Raw genomic sequence first — 17,182 nt, 5'->3', positions numbered from 1 at the left:
TCTTGCAAAAACTCCATTATTGCCCTAGCGACATGGTGGCGGATAGGTTAACATCAAAGTCCCTTTTATTAATTTTATGGAAGTAAGATCCTTACTATGTCTCACGTCGCGAATAAATTATTGGTAACCTGCGCGTTACCTTATGCTAACGGTTCAATTCATCTCGGTCATATCCTTGAGCACATTCAGGCAGATATCTGGGTCCGTTACCACCGAATGCGCGGCAAAGAAGTTCATTTCATCTGCGCTGACGATGCTCACGGCACACCAATTATGCTGAAAGCTCAACAACTGGGTATCACTCCAGAAGCAATGATAGACGAAATGAGCCAAGAGCATCAGCAGGATTTTGCTGGCTTTAATATTAGCTATGATAACTATCACTCAACTCACAGTGATGAAAGTCGTGAACTATCGACTAACATTTATCTCGCGTTGAAAAAAAATGGCCATATTAAAAGCAAAACCATTTCACAGCTTTATGATGAAGAAAAAGGCATGTTCTTGCCTGACCGCTTTGTAAAAGGTACCTGCCCTAAATGTAAAGCTGAAGACCAATACGGCGATAACTGCGAAGTGTGCGGCTCTACTTATAGCCCAACCGAATTGATTAACCCACGCTCTGTTGTTTCAGGCTCAACGCCTGTAATGCGTCAAACTGAACACTACTTTTTTGACTTACCGGCATTTAGCAACATGCTACAAGCATGGATCCGTTCTGGCGCACTGCAAGAGCAAGTCGCTAACAAAATGCAAGAGTGGTTTGATAGTGGTTTACAACAGTGGGATATCACCCGTGATGCACCTTATTTTGGGTTTGAAATCCCAGATGCGCCGGGTAAATACTTCTACGTTTGGCTTGATGCCCCTATTGGTTATATGAGTTCATTCTTAAACCTATGTGAAAAACGTGGTGATTTAAGTTTTGATGAGTTTTGGAATAAAGAGAGCAAGACCGATCTTTATCACTTTATTGGTAAAGATATTGTCTATTTCCACAGCTTATTCTGGCCTGCAATGCTAGAAGGTAGCGAATACCGCAAACCGACAAACCTATTTGTTCACGGTTATGTCACCGTAAATGGTGCCAAAATGTCCAAATCTCGCGGTACATTTATTACTGCGCGTGCTTATCTTGACCATTTTGATGCTGATTGCTTGCGTTATTACTACGCTGCAAAACTTTCATCACGTATTGATGATATTGACCTAAACTTAGAAGACTTCGTACAACGCGTAAATAGCGATATCGTTAATAAAGTAGTTAACCTGGCTTCACGTACAGCAGGTTTTATCAGTAAACGTTTTGATGGCAAATTAGCAGATACACTTGATGATCCTAAGCTGTATCAGCATTTTGTTGACATGCAAACCACCATTGCACAGTCCTTTGAAAGCCGTGAATACGGTAAAGCGATTCGTGAAATTATGGCATTAGCGGATGAAGCTAACCGTTATATTGACGAAAAAGCGCCATGGGTTGTTGCAAAACAAGAAGGTAAAGATGCGGAGTTGCAGGCAATTTGTACAATGGGAATTAACTTATTCCGTGTACTAATGACTTACCTGAAACCAATTTTACCTTCATTAACAGAGCGTACTGAAGCATTCTTGCAAACAGAATTAACTTGGGATTCGCTAGCGCAGCCACTTTTAGGTCAAGAAATTACTAAATTTAAAGCACTATTTAACCGTATTGATATGGATAAAGCAGATGCCATGGTTGAAGCCTCTAGAAGCACAATAGCACCAATTAAAGAAGTGACAGGTCCATTAGCAGACGAGCCAATTCAAGAAACCATTAAGTTTGATGATTTTGCTAAAGTTGATATGCGTATTGCTGAAATTAAACAAGCAGATTTCGTAGAAGGTTCAGATAAACTGCTAAAATTAATTTTAGATTTAGGTGGCGAAACCCGCCAAGTATTCTCAGGTATTCGTACAGCATACCCAGATCCTAAAGTGTTAGAAGGTCGCTTAACCGTTATGGTAGCAAACTTAGCACCTCGTAAAATGCGTTTTGGTATTTCCGAAGGGATGGTAATGGCAGCAGGTCCTGGTGGTGAAGATATCTTTTTACTTAGCCCAGACAACGGTGCAAAACCAGGTCATCAAGTGAAATAACAACCAAAATTCATTGAGCCAATAAATATGTGGCGGGGTTCTATTAAGAGCCCCGCTCTTTTTTTATTGTGATCCATAGCACACTTTGAAGATTGGTTGTATCATGAATACGTCAGTTGATTTAGGACACTTATTTATGAAATCAAATCGGGCGCTGATTACGCTCTGGCATTATGTACGAGCATTCTTAGTTCTGTATCTTTGCCTTTTTGCCGGCAACTTAATTTCGGCTCTTCTACCTTTTTCAGTTCCAGGCAGTATCGTCGGATTACTTATTTTGTTTGGTTTACTTGCATTCCAACTTATTCCTTTACGTTGGGTTAAACCGGGTGCCAATATTCTATTGAAAAATATGTCATTACTCTTTATTCCTATCGGAGTAGGTGTAATGAGCTATTATGATTTATTGAGTCAACAACTCTTTCCTATCGTTTTAGCGTGCGTTGTTAGTACCTTTGGTGTGATGGCATTAGTCGCATATTGCTCACACTATGTTCATCGTGAACGCATCATTGTGGGTTCAAAACCTGACCAAGTAGACGATGTGATTGACGCTGAACAAGATGATAAAGATAAGGCCGTAAGTGAGAAGAAAAAATGTTAATGCTAATGAATATTTGGTGGTCATTACCCCTAAGCCTTATTGTTTTTTACTTAGCGCGTAAACTTGCGGTTCGATTCAAATTACCTATTTTAAATCCGCTTCTTATTGCGATAGTGGTTATTATTCCCATTTTATTAGTAACACACACGTCATATGAACAATACTTTGCGGGTAGCCGCATTTTAAATGACTTACTGCAACCTGCGGTTGTGGCTTTAGCCATTCCTCTTTATCAGCAATTACATCAAATTCGTGCTCAGTGGAAATCACTTATTAGTATCTGTTTTATTGGTAGTATTGCAGCCATGGCAAGTGGTACAGCGATTGCATTATGGGCAGGTGCAACGCCAGAAATTGCTGCATCTGTATTACCAAAGTCTGTTACAACACCTATTGCGATGGCAGTAGCGGATTCTATAGGTGGTATTCCTGCAATCAGTGCTGCATGTGTTATTGCAGTAGGTATTTTAGGTGCCATTTTTGGTCATACGCTATTTAGAATATTACGTATTCCTACCCATGCATCTCGTGGTTTGGCAATGGGGACAGTCTCTCACGCAGTAGGTACAGCAAGAGCGGCTGAAATTGATTATATCGAAGGGGCTTATAGCTCATTAGCGCTAATGACTTGTGGGATTATTACTTCACTCACTGCACCTTTTATTTTCCCTTTTATACTTCATCTTTTTGGTTAATTTAACGCCTTCGTCTCTTTGAGCGAAGGCGTTAATCTATTTTAGAAATACGCGATATTTATCATGTCAACACTTGTAGACACTCATTTAATGAAAGAATTTGCTATAAAATTTGAGATGCATCTCTCAATTAGCTAACTTGTTGCAATAGTTTCATTGAAAGTATGATTTTAATCACATATAAGAATGGATAAAGATGCCTAAAATCTTATAATAAAGAAAGGTTAATGGGAGATTTATATATGCATACTCGCTTTCAAGCAATTTGGTCAGATTTATCCCCTCAGCTACAACAAGCACTTGCTCCTTATATTGAGCAGGCTGAATTCCCGGCTATGTTTACCGCGCAGCAGGCAAATGAGATAAAAAAACAGTTACAATGTAATGATGACTATCTTGCACTAGCACTTCTTCCTGTCGCAGCCGCTTGTGCGGTAGCGCCTATTTCACATTTTAATGTTGGTGCAGTTGCTCGTGGCGAAAGTGGTAATCTCTATTTTGGCGCTAATATGGAATTTGCGGGTGCGCCATTGCAACAAACCGTTCACGCTGAACAAAGTGCTATTACTCATGCATGGCTAAAAGGTGAAACACGTTTATCTGCAATTACCGTTAACTACACACCTTGTGGTCACTGTCGCCAATTTATGAATGAGCTAAATAGCGGCACACAGATTCAAATTCATCTACCTGGTAGAAAAGCAGCAACACTGGGTGACTATCTGCCTGATAGTTTTGGTCCTAAAGATCTCAATATCACCACGCTTTTAATGGATAAAGTCAATCACGGTTACCAAATTGATAACCCAAGTGAATTAGCACAACAAGCATTGCTTGCCGCTAATCGCAGTCATGCTCCTTATAGCCAATCTCATAGTGGTATTGCGGTTCAAATGAAAGATGGCAGAATTTTCCAAGGCAGTTATGCCGAAAATGCAGCGTTCAATCCGAGTATGCCACCACTTCAAGCGGCTTTAATTGCATTAAATATGGCGGGTGAAAGTGTGATGGATATTGAATCTGCGGTTTTAGTTGAAAAAGCAGACACAATATTAACACAATGGGATGCAACACAAGCAACATTAACCGCTTTAGGTTGCCGTCAGATGCAACGCATCACTTTGTAAAAATTTTTAACTTATTCCTCGAAAAATAGCTCCTAAAAAAGCATCAGCATGTAAATTTTGCTGATGCTTACCAGAAAAAGTCGTAACAACTGTATCTATCTCTCATTTCCAAGCATAAAAATCATAAAAAAATAACATAAGCTGTACATATTTTTATTATTTTGTAGGATCTACAATTGTCATGTGACTAACTGCCTTACAAGAGTATTTTTCATGGAACTGGAACACGAAAGTAAACGCCCTCTCTATATCCCGTATGCAGGACCAATCCTGCTTGAATTTCCCCTGTTAAATAAAGGTAGTGCTTTCAGCGAAGAAGAACGCAACACCTTTAACTTACATGGTTTACTACCAGAAGCAGTAGAAACCATTGAAGAACAGGTAGAACGTGCTTATCGCCAATATCTTGATTTCAAGAACGATAACGATAAACATATCTATCTTAGAAATATCCAAGATACCAATGAAACCCTATTTTATCGTTTATTGGAATCACATCTGACTGAAATGATGCCTATCATTTATACACCAACAGTCGGTGAAGCTTGTGAACACTTCTCTGATATTTACCGTCGTGCGCGTGGACTTTTTATCTCTTATCCTAATCGCGCAAATATTGATGACATGCTACAAAACGCCACCAAACAAAACGTAAAAGTGATTGTTGTTACTGATGGTGAACGTATCCTTGGTTTAGGCGATCAGGGTATCGGTGGTATGGGTATTCCTATCGGTAAACTTTCGTTATACACCGCTTGTGGTGGTATTAGCCCCGCTTATACCTTACCTGTTGTGTTAGATGTTGGTACCAATAACCCACAACGCTTAAACGACCCTCTTTATATGGGATGGCGTCATCCTCGTATTACAGGTGACGAATATAACGAATTTGTTGATGAATTTATCCAAGCGGTTAAACGTCGCTGGCCAAATGTTTTACTGCAATTTGAAGACTTTGCTCAGAAAAATGCGATGCCATTATTAAACCGTTATCGTGATGAATTATGTTGCTTTAACGATGATATTCAAGGTACTGCTGCTGTCACATTAGGGAGCTTAATTGCTGCTAGCCGTGCTGCTGGTCGTCAATTAAAAGATCAAACCGTAACTTTCTTAGGCGCAGGTTCTGCTGGTTGTGGTATTGCAGAGCAAATTATTGCCCAAATGAAATCTGAAGGTTTAAGTGACGAGCAAGCCCGTGAACGTATTTTCATGGTTGACCGTTTCGGCTTATTAACAGATAAACTGCCAAATCTCCTCGATTTTCAAAGCAAGTTAATTCAAAAAACGGAAACTATTGCTAATTGGGAAAACGAAAGTGATGCAATTTCTCTATTAGAAGTGGTTAAGAATGCAAAACCAACCATTCTAATTGGTGTTTCCGGACAAGCTGGCTTATTCACTGAAGAGATCATTCGTGAAATGCATAAGCATTGCGAGCGCCCTATTGTTATGCCTTTATCAAATCCAACTTCACGCGTTGAAGCACGCCCTGAAGACATTATCAATTGGACTGATGGACACGCACTGGTTGCTACTGGTAGCCCATTTGCACCTGTAACATATAAAGATAACGTGTATCAAATTGCACAATGCAATAACTCTTATATCTTCCCAGGAATTGGCTTAGGTGCTATCGCAAGTGGTGCAAAACGTGTGACTGATGCCATGCTGATGGTTGCAAGCCGAGCATTAGCTGACTGCTCACCAATGGCAAAAGATGGTAATGGTTCATTGCTACCTTTACTTGCTGATATTCAACAAGTTTCGCGTTATATCGCCAAACAAGTTGCCAAAGAAGCTCAAGTGCAAGGTGTTGCAACAGTCACTTCAGACTCAGCATTAGATGAAGCGATAGAACAAAACTATTGGGAACCGAAATACCGTATCTATAAACGTACTTCATTCTAATCTTAGTTAGAATACTGAGTACCATTCTGAAAAGCGTGCCATTAGCCAATATGACACGCTTTTTTCTTGCTTCCCTATGCTTGCTCAAGTAGCCTTTAGTGTAATTGTGTTATTAAAATCATGCGTCACTAAGGCAAGGAAATGCTAAAACGCCTCATCTATCTATTTTTTACACTATTCACGATACTGGCTATTGCGCTTATTGCTTGTGATCGCTGGATCGGTTGGAAAACTAATCAATATATTTTTGATGATATCGACAAGCTCCCCGCTAAAAAGGTGGGTATGGTTTTAGGTACGTCTAAATATTATACCAGTGGTTATATTAATCAGTTTTATCAATATCGTATTCAGGGCGCGGTAAACGCTTATAACAGCGGAAAAGTGCAATATTTACTATTAAGCGGTGATAACTCTCAACATAGTTATAACGAACCCAATACGATGCGCAAAGACCTTATTAAAGCAGGTGTGCCAGCGTCTCGTATTGTGATGGATTTTGCTGGCTTTAGAACACTCGATTCTGTTGTTCGTACCAAAGAGGTTTTTGGTACAGATGGCTTTACTATAATTACTCAGCGTTTTCATTGTGAACGAGCCGTGTTTATTGCCTTAGAAAAAGGCATTGATGCACAATGTTTCGCTGTTGCATCACCAAAGAGTATGTTTAAAGTGCGTGTTCGCGAAATACTGGCTAGAACAGGGGCAATAATCGATCTTTATATTCTTAAACGTGAACCTCGTTTTTTGGGACCACCAGAAGCAATTCCTCCCGTTCACACGATCCCTGAAGGTACAAAAGGTTACCCAGCGGTATCACCAGAGGAAGTTGAATCACTTCCTCTCGCTGATAGCAAAAGTAATTAAAAGCAGTTAGCCAACCATGTTGATGATTTACGCCAAAGCCACTCCATTGGACCTTGTTGAAAATAACGTAACCAAAAAATAGCAAATGTAATGTTAATCAGCCAAATAACCGCGACAAAAGGCATTAGCTCAGGCAAGGTAAATTGATTAAACAGCCCCATATGCTGAAAAATGACGACACCTATAATGCTTTGCGTTAAATAGATAGTCAGTGCCATTTTTCCGACACAACGTAGCGCGTAAGCAAAAAACGAGTGTTGTATTAATGGCCAGCTCCAATATAGCAACGCAATATATCCTAAGCTTTGTATCACCTGAATAAGCATGGTAAGTGGCTGAGCTATTATTGCAGACCAATGGTAATTCCAATTTAAATAATAATCCGTCAGCACAATACCTGTTTGTAATAGCAAGCTGGTGGTTAGGAAATAGAGAGCAACATAACCATAATGTGTTCGACTATATTTTTGTTGTAACCAACCCGATGCCATTAATGCAGACCCCATCAGCATCGCACCCAATAAAAACCAGCTATATTGACGCACTAAATTAAATAAAAATAGGCTTAATTCCTGCCAACGAAAATAGATACTGGTAATGTAATCACCCGTTTTCCAACTTGATTCACTGAGTTGAGAATAAGGCGTGCTATACCAAACAAAATCGGCAAAATCGCGATAGTAATAAAACAGCAAACCAAGAATAACCGCGCCTAAAAAATAGAGCATAGCGCCTAAAAAGAGCTGCTGTTTTATTGTGGTCGATTTAATAAAAGAGAGAGCAAATAACCCACATATCGCATAAGGAAATAGGATGTCACCTTCCCAAATAAAGAGAGTATGGAATAGACCAATTAAGATAAGAATAATAAGGCGAGAAATATTCCAGCGTGAGCCTCTATGCAAAAGTAAATAGAGCGTACCACCAAACAAGAGAGCAAAAATAAACAGGAACTTGCCCTGTGCAAATAAATTCAACACCATCCATGTTATACGCTCACTAAAAGATGCCTCGCCACCATGAACCGGATTAAACGAGGCAATTCTCAGTAGCGCAAAGCCAGAAATATTGAGTAATAAAATGCCAAGGATTGCCATTCCTCTCAACGCATCTAGAGCTTCAATGCGTTGATTTGACGAATTATTCATTCATTATTCTCAAAGATGACGAACGGCGCGTAAAAATTCCTGACGCGTATTCTGACTGGATTTAAACAATCCACCTAGCGAGGTTGTTGTTGTTGCACTCGTAGCATCGCGGATGCCACGTGCTTTTACACAATAGTGAACAGCATCGATAGATACTGCTACATTTTTAGTACCAAGTAAGGTTTGTAATGCAAGTAAAATTTGCTGGGTTAAACGCTCTTGCACTTGAGGCCGTTGTGCAAAAAACTGCACAATACGATTAATTTTTGATAAGCCAATCACTTTATCTTTAGGGATATAAGCCACTGTGGCTTTGCCATCTATGGTCACAAAATGGTGTTCACAAGTACTGGTTAAGGTGATATCACGGACCGTTACCATCTCATCCACTTGCATTTTATTTTCGATAAGTGTGATTTTTGGGAAGTTGTGATAGTCCAGCCCTGAGAATATTTCATCAACATACATTTTAGCTATGCGACGTGGTGTTTCAGCCAAACTGTCATCACTTAAATCAAGGTTTAACAGTTTCATCACTTCAGTCATGTGATGTTCAATTTGCTGTTTACTCTCACTTGGAGAGAATTTTGGCTCACGTAGAGGCGTTTCCAAACCACGTTCAACTAACGCAGCATGTACCCATTGCGCCTCTTTACTTAATGATGACATTGGACTCTCCGATAAATACATTAAATAAGTATCTGTTTCGTTGTCTGCGATAACAACCTACACTTTAGATGACCTGAATCACATTATCCAGCAATACAGCACTTTTCGTTATGAAATTATTGCATTTTTGTATGAACAATTTTTATTTCAGATATTACTTTTATCTTTTATACAAACCAGAAAACCACCCACAATCAAGACGATAAATGCCACATATAATGCAGGCTCTAATTTTCCCGTTAATGCGGTAGAAAGTGATGAAATAACGGGTCCTACTAACTGCCCTATCGCATAAAACGTGGTGAGTAATCCAGCAATATAGCGCCCATGATTTGGCGCCAACGCTTTACCACGTAAAAAAGCGAGTTGAACCGCACACATTAAGCCACCACCAATTAAAAATGCCCCTATTGCTAGCCCTGTAATAGATGACACCCATAGTGCAATAATAATTCCTAATGCTTGTAACCAAAGCGTTATCGCTAATCGTAACTGTGTATTTAATAGATTACGCGTTAAAATCGCAATACCAATACACAACGCCGCTGATGCACCAAAAATAGGCCAAACAAACTGAGCAACTAAGCTTCCGGGAAAGCGTTCTGCCGCCATTTGAGAAAGAAAGGTCGCAGGTAAAATATAGCCAAAGCCGGCAAAGGTATAACCCAAAATCAATTTTTTCATTGGTGCGGTAAGCGTTAAAGGCTCAACGTTAACTTCATCACGATTCATCAACCAAGGCTTGGGTAAATGATAGCTTACATATATAGCGCAAATAAGCGCCAATGAACCATAAACTAACCACCCTGCTGTTGCACTCAACTGCCATTTCATAATTAGCACAGCAAGAATACCGCTTATAAATATGCCAACGCCAGTGCCAGCATAAACCGCGACACTTAATGCCGGGCGATTAAGGCGTGCGAGTAACTCATTTGCCCATGAAGCCACCAGCACTAAAGTCCAACCACTTGCCCAACCAATAAAAAAGCGAGCAATGCTATGCATAACAGCATCATTTAAAAAAGCAGATAACAAGGTGATAATTACTGCACCCCATAATCCTGCCCATAACCGATAACCGACACCGCGAACCGCTTTCATTGCATCATAAGAGCCCGCTAAATAGCCCAAATAATTGAATGCAGCAACAATACTGGCACTGGTGAGTGTTAATTGAGATCCACTAATCATCAGTGGTACTTGTGGTGTAAAGGTGAAACGTCCTATTCCCATCGCAACAACTAATGCCAGAAATCCACTAAAAGCGATATGAAATGCTTGTGCTGAATGACTTTGATAATTTGGCGTATTCATGGATATCCACAATTAAATTCTGGTTATATTCGCGGTTTGCTGTCGTTATCATTAACATATTTAATAACAATTAAACCTTAAATAGTTAACATTTTTACTATTCAATCAGGTTTTGTTTTTATCCTCAAGATGATCTCTGACATGATGAGGCTCATCATGATAGATTAGTATTATGAGATAAAACAAAACAGTTCTATGGATTTTGGAGTTTATAATGAGTCAATGTCACGTTAGCGGTTTGTTATCCCTTGATGAAGCGCTAGAAAAACTGCTTGAAAAACCGGTGGCAATAACAGACACCCTTAGCATCCCATTAAATAATGCAGCAGGTTATATTTTAAGTGAAGACATTACTTCACCCCTAAATGTGCCACCTTTTGATAATTCTGCAATGGATGGTTACGGTCTTCGTTATGCAGATTTAAATGACCAAACTCCACTCCCTATTGCAGGTAAAGCTTTTGCTGGCGTACCTTTTGAGGGTGAACTACCCGTTGGTCAATGTGTCCGTATTATGACTGGCGCAATGGTGCCAGCAGGTGTAGACACTGTCATTATGCAAGAAGAAGCAGAAGTGACTGAAAACGGTGTTCGCTTTCCTCACCCAGCTAAAAAAGGGCAAAACATCCGCCATATTGGTGAAGATATCAGAGAAAACGATACGGTATTAGCCGCTGGTACAAAACTCTCTACAGCTCAATTACCGTTAATTGCCTCGTTAGGTATTGCCAATGTACAGGTTTATCGTCAATTAAAAGTTGCCGTTTTCTCAACGGGTGATGAACTACAAACGATTGGTCAGCCACTAAAAGCGGGTCAAATTTACGATACCAACCGTTTTGCAGTACGCTTAATGCTTGAAAAACTCGGTTGTGAAGTCTTAGATTTAGGCGTTATTCCTGATTCACCAGAAAAACTGCGTGAAACCTTTATTAAGGCAGACCAAGAAGCAGACTTAGTCATCAGTAGTGGTGGTGTTTCTGTTGGTGAAGCGGATTACACCAAACAGATGCTAGATGAAATTGGCAAAATTGGTTTTTGGAAACTGGCAATTAAGCCGGGTAAACCGTTTGCATTTGGTCACTTACATAATGCTTGGTTTTGCGGTCTACCGGGCAATCCAGTTTCAGCTACGGTTACCTTTTATCAATTAGTTCAGCCATTAATCGCTCGCTTATCTGGCTTTAGCCAATGGAAAGCACCGCAACGTTTTCAAGCGATTTCTCAAAGCACACTGAAAAAATCAGCTGGTCGTCTTGATTTTCAACGTGGTATTGCCAGTATCAATGCCGATGGCGTATGGCAAGTTGAAACCACAGGGCACCAAGGTTCTCACGTTTATAGCTCCTTTAGTGCAGCAAACTGCTTTATCGTTTTAGAACGCGAACGAGGTAAAGTAACCGCCGGTGAAACGGTCACTATCGAACTATTTAATCCTCTGTTAAAAAGCGAATAATCGATATGAGTATCGAGCTAACAGATGAAGAGACGCTAAGATACAATCGCCAAATTGTATTACGAGGCTTTGACTTTGATGGTCAAGAGGCGCTGAAAAGTGCCTCTGTCTTGATTGTTGGTGCCGGTGGGTTAGGTTGTAGCGCATCACAATATTTAGCGGCAGCCGGTGTTGGAAAACTAACCCTACTCGATTTTGATACAGTGTCGTTATCTAATCTTCAACGTCAAATTCTGCATCGCGATGCAACGATAGGTCAGCCCAAAGTACTTTCGGCAAAGGCCACATTAACAGCAATTAACCCCCATGTTGTTATTGAAACCGTAGATGCATTACTGGAAGACGATGCATTAAATGTACTGATTAGCCAACATAATATTGTGCTGGACTGTACTGATAACGTAATGGTACGTGAACAACTTAATCGCCTATGCTTTCATCAGAAAAAACCGCTAGTTTCTGGTGCTGCAATCAGAATGGAAGGTCAAATCAGCGTATTTACCTACCAAGATGGTGAGCCTTGTTATCGCTGTCTTAGCCATCTTTTTGGTGATAACGCACTCAGTTGCGTTGAAGCTGGCATTATGGCACCTGTTGTCGGCACGATTGGAACACTACAAGCTGTTGAAGCCATCAAGCTACTTACTGGCTATGGTGAAAACCTTCATGGCAAAGTGCTTATGTTTGACGCAATGAGAATGCAATTTCGTGAATTCAACTTACCGAAAAACCCGCATTGTGAAGTGTGTTCAGTAAACTTACCTGATAACTAACCATTTCGTTATAAAAATTTATAAGGCAGGTATAAGCTTTTAGCCCCTGCCTTATCTCATCTTAATATTTCTGCTTTTTATATCTCTTATATCTTTTCTTGTATTTAACTCTCTTTTTTAAGTATAAACCCCAGTTAAATCAATGTAACAAACTTGTAGTATTCACAAATACTTATTGCTAAAACGTAATTGGATACTCTACAAACACAACTGAACACAAAACAACCATTAAAATAGCAACACAAGGTAGGATAATGACATTTCAAATTGCAGAAACGCTCTATTACAACGGATATATCTACACTGCCGATAATAATGACAGTATCGTTGATGCTATCGCTATATCTCAGGGATTTATTATCGCCACAGGGACAAAAGAGAGCGTAAGTTCTTTCTGTAATAAAAAAACCAAACAGATTGATTTACAGGGAAAAATGGTCATGCCGGGCATTATTGATGCACATATGCATCCATTTTGGGGTGGTGCCACATTAGCAGGTTGCCACCTTAATTATGAATCGCTGACAATTCCTGAAATTCTTTCTCATATTCAAAATCATCTTGATAATTTTGCTGTTGATAATGATAGCGAATGGCTAAAAGTCTCAGCATGGTATCGCGAAGCAATGCTACCTGAAGGTGTGCAAATGACGCGTTATCATCTTGATACCCTAAATACACAACGCCCAATTTTACTATTTTCAAGTGATTGCCATAGTGTACTCGCAAATTCTCGTGCTCTAGCATTATTAAATATTACAGCTGAAACGCCAGATCCCCCTGATGGCAATATTGAACGAGATACAGATAGAACGCCGATTGGGATCCTTGAAGACGCACCCGCAATGCAAGCCATTGATAGCTTGCCGCCACTAACCGCAGCACAAAACCTACAAATTGCACGTCATGTTCAAAAATTACTGAATGAGCAAGGTGTTACCACTATTATGGATGCTCGTGTTGGCGAACCTCAGTTACGTGCCTTTAATGCCTTAAGAGAAGCGGATGAACTGACTATTCGCGTTGAAAATGCCGTTGAAATCACGCCTGATGATGTGCCCAACATTAATGATATTCCTAAAGCAGTTCATCATGCTGCAACACGTTTTTCGCAGTGGCATCAACTTAGTAACGGCGCTAAACCTAGTGTGACAATTCGTCATATTAAGCTATTTCTTGATGGCGTTTTACAAGCGCCTATTATGACGGCACGTTTGCATTCACCTTATCGTATTAATGTAGGCACTGATGACACTCCACATTGGCAACGCTCAGAGCATTTAGGCGATCTCTATTTTTCACCTGAGATTTTAACGCCACTGATCACTGAAATAAGCCAAGCTGGTTATCACCCCCATATTCATACTGTCGCTGAAGGCGCCATTAGTGTTGCCCTTGATGCGATCAGTGAAATGCGCAAAGCACTACCCGAAAAAGATATCAGACCCGGTCTTGCTCATAATGAATTGATGTGTGAAAGCGATTATGCCCGTTTTGCACAACTGAAAACCTACCCATTTCTTTCATTTCAATGGGCAGCAGCAGAACAAAATAATATTGAAAAAGACATTGAAATGCTTGGCAAATCACGTTGTGAATATTTAGAAACCGCAGGTAAGTTTATTGATGCCGGTGTTACTGTTGCCTTTGGTAGCGATTGGCCTATTGACCCACTTAATGAGTGGTATGACTTTAAGGTTGCGATGACACGCCAAAAAGCGGTCACCACTCCACGTCTTGATAATGATCGTAATCTCACATTACTTGAAGTATTACGTGCAACGACCATTAATGCGGCTTATGCCTTAGCGAGAGAACACCATATTGGCTCATTAGAACAAGGTAAATTTGCCGATATGATCATATTAGATAGAAACTTGTTTGAAATATCGCCAGAAGATATTGAAAATGTCAGGGTATTGTGTACGATCATTGCGGGGAAACCCACAATTTAGCTGAATAATATAATTAATAAACCCGCTTTAAGGCGGGTTTATTTTTATCTCTTATTTAACTTAACTGTACTACTCGTTATAAAGCGATGCTCATAATGGTGCTCACTTCTGTTAGTCCTTCACGCGCATAAAAACGCTTTGCAGCACCATTTTCAGCCAATACCGATAATTCTAGGTGCGTCATTTTTTTTGATTTAGCCCATTGCTTCATGGTATCAAGTAACTGACGACCGACGCCTTGGCTACGCACGCAAGGATCTACCACAATATCGTAGATATAAATATATTTACGTTGCACCAAGCAATTAAACATAGGTGTTTCTTGAATTTGTGAAATGATAAACCCAACAACTTTGCCATCTAAATCAGCAACTAAAAGATGAAACTTATCATTTTCGATACCATTAATAATAAAAGCTTTATCTTGCTTACCCGGTTTTAATCTTTCCGGTTGTAACGTTGCCATTTCATTAAAAAGATGGGTGTAAAGTATATTAATTTCATCTACATCAGACAAAATCGCTTTTCTTATTATTATCATATTTCACCTTTATTTATTGTAGGTTTTTACTGGGGGTGCAACATAAACATTAAATTTATCGAGTAATTGAATTGGACACTGTTCAACTATTGCCATTGTACGGTATTTTTCGTGTAAAAATTGTTCATCTGCCATTTTATTAATCATCATTAACAATGGATCGTAAAATTGATTAATATTGAGTATACCAAGTGGTTTTTGATGAAGACCTATTTGGCTCCAAGTAAACACCTCACTAAACTCTTCTAACGTGCCAAAACCACCAGGTAATGCAACAAAACCTTCAGCTAACTCAATCATTTTGCTTTTGCGCTGATGCATAGTTTCAACAACGTGCAATTCAGTCAGGTTTTTATGCGAAATTTCTCGTCCTTCTAATAGCGTTGGAATAACACCAATAACGTTACCACCTTCTTGTAATACAGTATCAGCAAGCGTTCCCATAATTCCCACACTTGCACCACCATAAACTAATGTGATATTTCGTTTAACCAGCTCTTGGGCAAAAATAATTGCTTGCTCTTTATAAATAGATGAAGCACCTATACTTGAACCACAATACACAGCGATGGATTTTATGTTATTCATTTTTCATTCTCTTTTTGCTAGTATAAAACGAGTTAGAAATTATACTTGAGCTATTATTGATTACAAAGGTCAAAAAAAGTGATTTTATCATTTTTATAAAATATCTATCTATTCACTTTTATTAATTTAATTTATTTAAATCACTTTATTTTCTTGTTTTTTTATTAAAAACTCATTTCATAATATTTTAATTTATTAAGGCTAAACATAAATTAAATAAAATAAATAATAAATAGTTATATTAAACATCGTGATTTTATTTTATATTATGCGATCCTTTGTTATATAGGGTAACAGGGTACACACACGATTTATTATTGATGAGGTTTATCAGGATGTTGTCAGCCAGGCACTCAGCTAAATTACAGGTGTTTTACCCTGTACTTCTTTTGCTTCTTTCTATGCTTTCGATACAAAGTGGCGCATCTCTTGCCAAAAGCCTGTTTCCCGTTATTGGTGCTCCTGCAGTTACCGCATTACGACTGTTATTAGGTACTCTGATACTATTTTTTATTTTTAAACCATGGCGAATAAAGTTTACTCGTGAATCATTAATGCCACTTTTTTTATATGGTTTATCACTAGGTGCAATGAACTATCTGTTCTATCTCGCATTAGAGACTATCCCGTTAGGTATTGCCGTTGCACTAGAATTTACTGGACCATTAGCGGTAGCAATGTTCTCTTCACGTAGAGCCATCGATTTTGTCTGGATTATCTTGGTTATTGCCGGGTTAGGATTATTATTACCTATTGGCGATAATATTCATGGACTTGATCCTCTTGGAATTCTTTATGCTTTAGGTGCAGGTGTTGGTTGGGCGCTCTATATCGTATTCGGACAACGAGCAGGAAAAGGCTATGGTACCGCAACGGTTTCTATTGGCTCTTTAATTGCTGCATTTATCTTTTTCCCAATTGGATTAATGCAAAGCGACCCAGAATTAATGTTCAGTTGGTCTATCCTACCTATTGCACTCGCTATCGCAATTTTATCTACTGCATTTCCTTACACCTTAGAAATGATTGCCCTGACTCGCTTACCCGCAAAAACATTTGGTACGCTGATGAGCTTAGAGCCTTGTATGGGTGCATTTATTGGTATTATTTTTCTTCATGAACATCTTACTTTAATACAGTGGGTTGCCCTTGCATTTATTGTTCTTGCATCTATTGGTTCAACCACCACCATGAAAAGTAAGACAAAAATTGAAGAAGTAAAATAAATAATTAATTTACTTAGTTGACCATAAAATAAAAAGGGATCGTAAGGTCCCTTTTACTTATTTAATAATAACTTTACGGAGCTATCATTGCTATTTTAATATCTTTGACTTACCCTAAATAGACTATTTAGATAGTTTAGATTCTGACAAGAGATAACCTATCAATTTAATAGTATTAAGC

General features: G+C 39.1%; 15 protein-coding genes. 10 read left to right on the top strand and 5 right to left on the bottom strand.

Going from position 1 to position 17,182, the window contains the following annotated elements; genetic code table 11:
- Positions 1-96: 96 nt before the first annotated feature.
- The 6 genes from metG to sanA all read left to right on the top strand — a co-directional run bounded on the left by metG (position 97) and on the right by sanA (position 7,328).
- Positions 97-2,124 carry a methionine--tRNA ligase gene (gene metG / locus ABN099_RS10065; protein ID WP_349463596.1) on the top strand — a complete coding sequence of 676 codons (2,028 nt, stop codon included), beginning with the start codon at positions 97-99 and terminating at the stop codon, positions 2,122-2,124.
- 136 nt (positions 2,125-2,260) lie between these two features.
- Positions 2,261-2,728 (top strand): CidA/LrgA family protein, encoded by a 468-nt coding sequence (locus ABN099_RS10060; protein ID WP_349463595.1) that lies wholly within the window; start codon positions 2,261-2,263, stop codon positions 2,726-2,728.
- Positions 2,728-3,423 carry a CidB/LrgB family autolysis modulator gene (locus ABN099_RS10055; protein WP_349463807.1) on the top strand — a complete coding sequence of 232 codons (696 nt, stop codon included), beginning with the start codon at positions 2,728-2,730 and terminating at the stop codon, positions 3,421-3,423. Before ABN099_RS10060 ends, ABN099_RS10055 begins: the two co-directional genes overlap by 1 nt.
- Before the next feature lie 242 nt (positions 3,424-3,665).
- Positions 3,666-4,550: a cytidine deaminase gene (gene cdd / locus ABN099_RS10050; RefSeq protein WP_349463594.1), complete on the top strand. Its 885-nt coding sequence runs from the start codon at positions 3,666-3,668 to the stop codon at positions 4,548-4,550.
- 213 nt (positions 4,551-4,763) lie between these two features.
- Positions 4,764-6,461 (top strand): NAD-dependent malic enzyme, encoded by a 1,698-nt coding sequence (locus ABN099_RS10045; protein WP_349463593.1) that lies wholly within the window; start codon positions 4,764-4,766, stop codon positions 6,459-6,461.
- Between the two features lie 141 nt (positions 6,462-6,602).
- Positions 6,603-7,328, top strand: a complete 726-nt coding sequence (gene sanA / locus ABN099_RS10040; protein WP_349463592.1) for an outer membrane permeability protein SanA — start codon at positions 6,603-6,605, stop codon at positions 7,326-7,328.
- Here sanA and yeiB read toward each other — a convergent pair.
- The 3 genes from yeiB to ABN099_RS10025 form a co-directional block, all read right to left on the bottom strand.
- Positions 7,325-8,476 carry a DUF418 domain-containing protein YeiB gene (gene yeiB / locus ABN099_RS10035; RefSeq protein WP_349463591.1) on the bottom strand — a complete coding sequence of 384 codons (1,152 nt, stop codon included), beginning with the start codon at positions 8,474-8,476 and terminating at the stop codon, positions 7,325-7,327. The two genes, sanA and yeiB, sit on opposite strands and share 4 nt — an antisense overlap.
- A gap of 9 nt (positions 8,477-8,485) precedes the next feature.
- Positions 8,486-9,145 (bottom strand): GTP cyclohydrolase I FolE, encoded by a 660-nt coding sequence (gene folE / locus ABN099_RS10030; protein WP_349463590.1) that lies wholly within the window; start codon positions 9,143-9,145, stop codon positions 8,486-8,488.
- A 147-nt stretch (positions 9,146-9,292) separates the two neighbouring features.
- The gene (locus ABN099_RS10025; RefSeq protein WP_349463589.1) at positions 9,293-10,462 is read right to left on the bottom strand and encodes a YbfB/YjiJ family MFS transporter; all 1,170 of its coding nucleotides are present in this window, start codon (positions 10,460-10,462) and stop codon (positions 9,293-9,295) included.
- A gap of 214 nt (positions 10,463-10,676) precedes the next feature.
- Between ABN099_RS10025 and moeA the strand changes: the two genes are divergently transcribed.
- The 3 genes from moeA to ABN099_RS10010 all read left to right on the top strand — a co-directional run bounded on the left by moeA (position 10,677) and on the right by ABN099_RS10010 (position 14,646).
- Positions 10,677-11,918, top strand: a complete 1,242-nt coding sequence (moeA, locus tag ABN099_RS10020; protein ID WP_349463588.1) for a molybdopterin molybdotransferase MoeA — start codon at positions 10,677-10,679, stop codon at positions 11,916-11,918.
- A gap of 5 nt (positions 11,919-11,923) precedes the next feature.
- Positions 11,924-12,691, top strand: a complete 768-nt coding sequence (moeB, locus tag ABN099_RS10015; protein ID WP_349463587.1) for a molybdopterin-synthase adenylyltransferase MoeB — start codon at positions 11,924-11,926, stop codon at positions 12,689-12,691.
- Positions 12,692-12,945: 254 nt separating this feature from the next.
- Positions 12,946-14,646: an amidohydrolase gene (locus tag ABN099_RS10010; RefSeq protein ID WP_349463586.1), complete on the top strand. Its 1,701-nt coding sequence runs from the start codon at positions 12,946-12,948 to the stop codon at positions 14,644-14,646.
- A gap of 76 nt (positions 14,647-14,722) precedes the next feature.
- Here ABN099_RS10010 and ABN099_RS10005 read toward each other — a convergent pair whose 3' ends face one another.
- Together ABN099_RS10005 and ABN099_RS10000 are read right to left on the bottom strand one after the other, a co-directional pair.
- Complete coding sequence (locus ABN099_RS10005) at positions 14,723-15,187, bottom strand: GNAT family N-acetyltransferase (protein ID WP_349463585.1); 465 nt, start codon at positions 15,185-15,187, stop codon at positions 14,723-14,725.
- A 9-nt stretch (positions 15,188-15,196) separates the two neighbouring features.
- Positions 15,197-15,775 carry a TIGR00730 family Rossman fold protein gene (locus ABN099_RS10000; protein ID WP_349463584.1) on the bottom strand — a complete coding sequence of 193 codons (579 nt, stop codon included), beginning with the start codon at positions 15,773-15,775 and terminating at the stop codon, positions 15,197-15,199.
- Positions 15,776-16,110: 335 nt separating this feature from the next.
- Here ABN099_RS10000 and rhtA point away from each other — a divergent pair, with 335 nt between their 5' ends.
- Entirely contained in the window at positions 16,111-17,001 is an 891-nt protein-coding gene (gene rhtA / locus ABN099_RS09995) for a threonine/homoserine exporter RhtA (protein WP_349463583.1), read from the top strand.
- Positions 17,002-17,182: the final 181 nt, after the last annotated feature.

Origin of the sequence: Proteus hauseri, assembly GCF_040139125.1 — a bacterium.
GTDB classification, from domain to species: domain Bacteria; phylum Pseudomonadota; class Gammaproteobacteria; order Enterobacterales; family Enterobacteriaceae; genus Proteus; species Proteus hauseri_B.
The sequence above is the reverse complement of the archived record's forward strand: the minus strand, read 5'-3'. Positions and strand labels throughout refer to the sequence as shown.

Coding starts and splice junctions, on each gene's coding strand:
- sanA (WP_349463592.1), top strand. CDS start 6,603: ATGCTAAAACGCCTCATCTATCTATTTTTTACACTATTCACGATACTG.
- moeA (WP_349463588.1), top strand. CDS start 10,677: ATGAGTCAATGTCACGTTAGCGGTTTGTTATCCCTTGATGAAGCGCTA.
- yeiB (WP_349463591.1), bottom strand. CDS start 8,476: ATGAATAATTCGTCAAATCAACGCATTGAAGCTCTAGATGCGTTGAGA.
- rhtA (WP_349463583.1), top strand. CDS start 16,111: ATGTTGTCAGCCAGGCACTCAGCTAAATTACAGGTGTTTTACCCTGTA.
- ABN099_RS10055 (WP_349463807.1), top strand. CDS start 2,728: ATGCTAATGAATATTTGGTGGTCATTACCCCTAAGCCTTATTGTTTTT.
- ABN099_RS10060 (WP_349463595.1), top strand. CDS start 2,261: ATGAAATCAAATCGGGCGCTGATTACGCTCTGGCATTATGTACGAGCA.
- moeB (WP_349463587.1), top strand. CDS start 11,924: ATGAGTATCGAGCTAACAGATGAAGAGACGCTAAGATACAATCGCCAA.
- folE (WP_349463590.1), bottom strand. CDS start 9,145: ATGTCATCATTAAGTAAAGAGGCGCAATGGGTACATGCTGCGTTAGTT.
- metG (WP_349463596.1), top strand. CDS start 97: ATGTCTCACGTCGCGAATAAATTATTGGTAACCTGCGCGTTACCTTAT.
- ABN099_RS10005 (WP_349463585.1), bottom strand. CDS start 15,187: ATGATAATAATAAGAAAAGCGATTTTGTCTGATGTAGATGAAATTAAT.
- cdd (WP_349463594.1), top strand. CDS start 3,666: ATGCATACTCGCTTTCAAGCAATTTGGTCAGATTTATCCCCTCAGCTA.
- ABN099_RS10010 (WP_349463586.1), top strand. CDS start 12,946: ATGACATTTCAAATTGCAGAAACGCTCTATTACAACGGATATATCTAC.
- ABN099_RS10025 (WP_349463589.1), bottom strand. CDS start 10,462: ATGAATACGCCAAATTATCAAAGTCATTCAGCACAAGCATTTCATATC.
- ABN099_RS10000 (WP_349463584.1), bottom strand. CDS start 15,775: ATGAATAACATAAAATCCATCGCTGTGTATTGTGGTTCAAGTATAGGT.
- ABN099_RS10045 (WP_349463593.1), top strand. CDS start 4,764: ATGGAACTGGAACACGAAAGTAAACGCCCTCTCTATATCCCGTATGCA.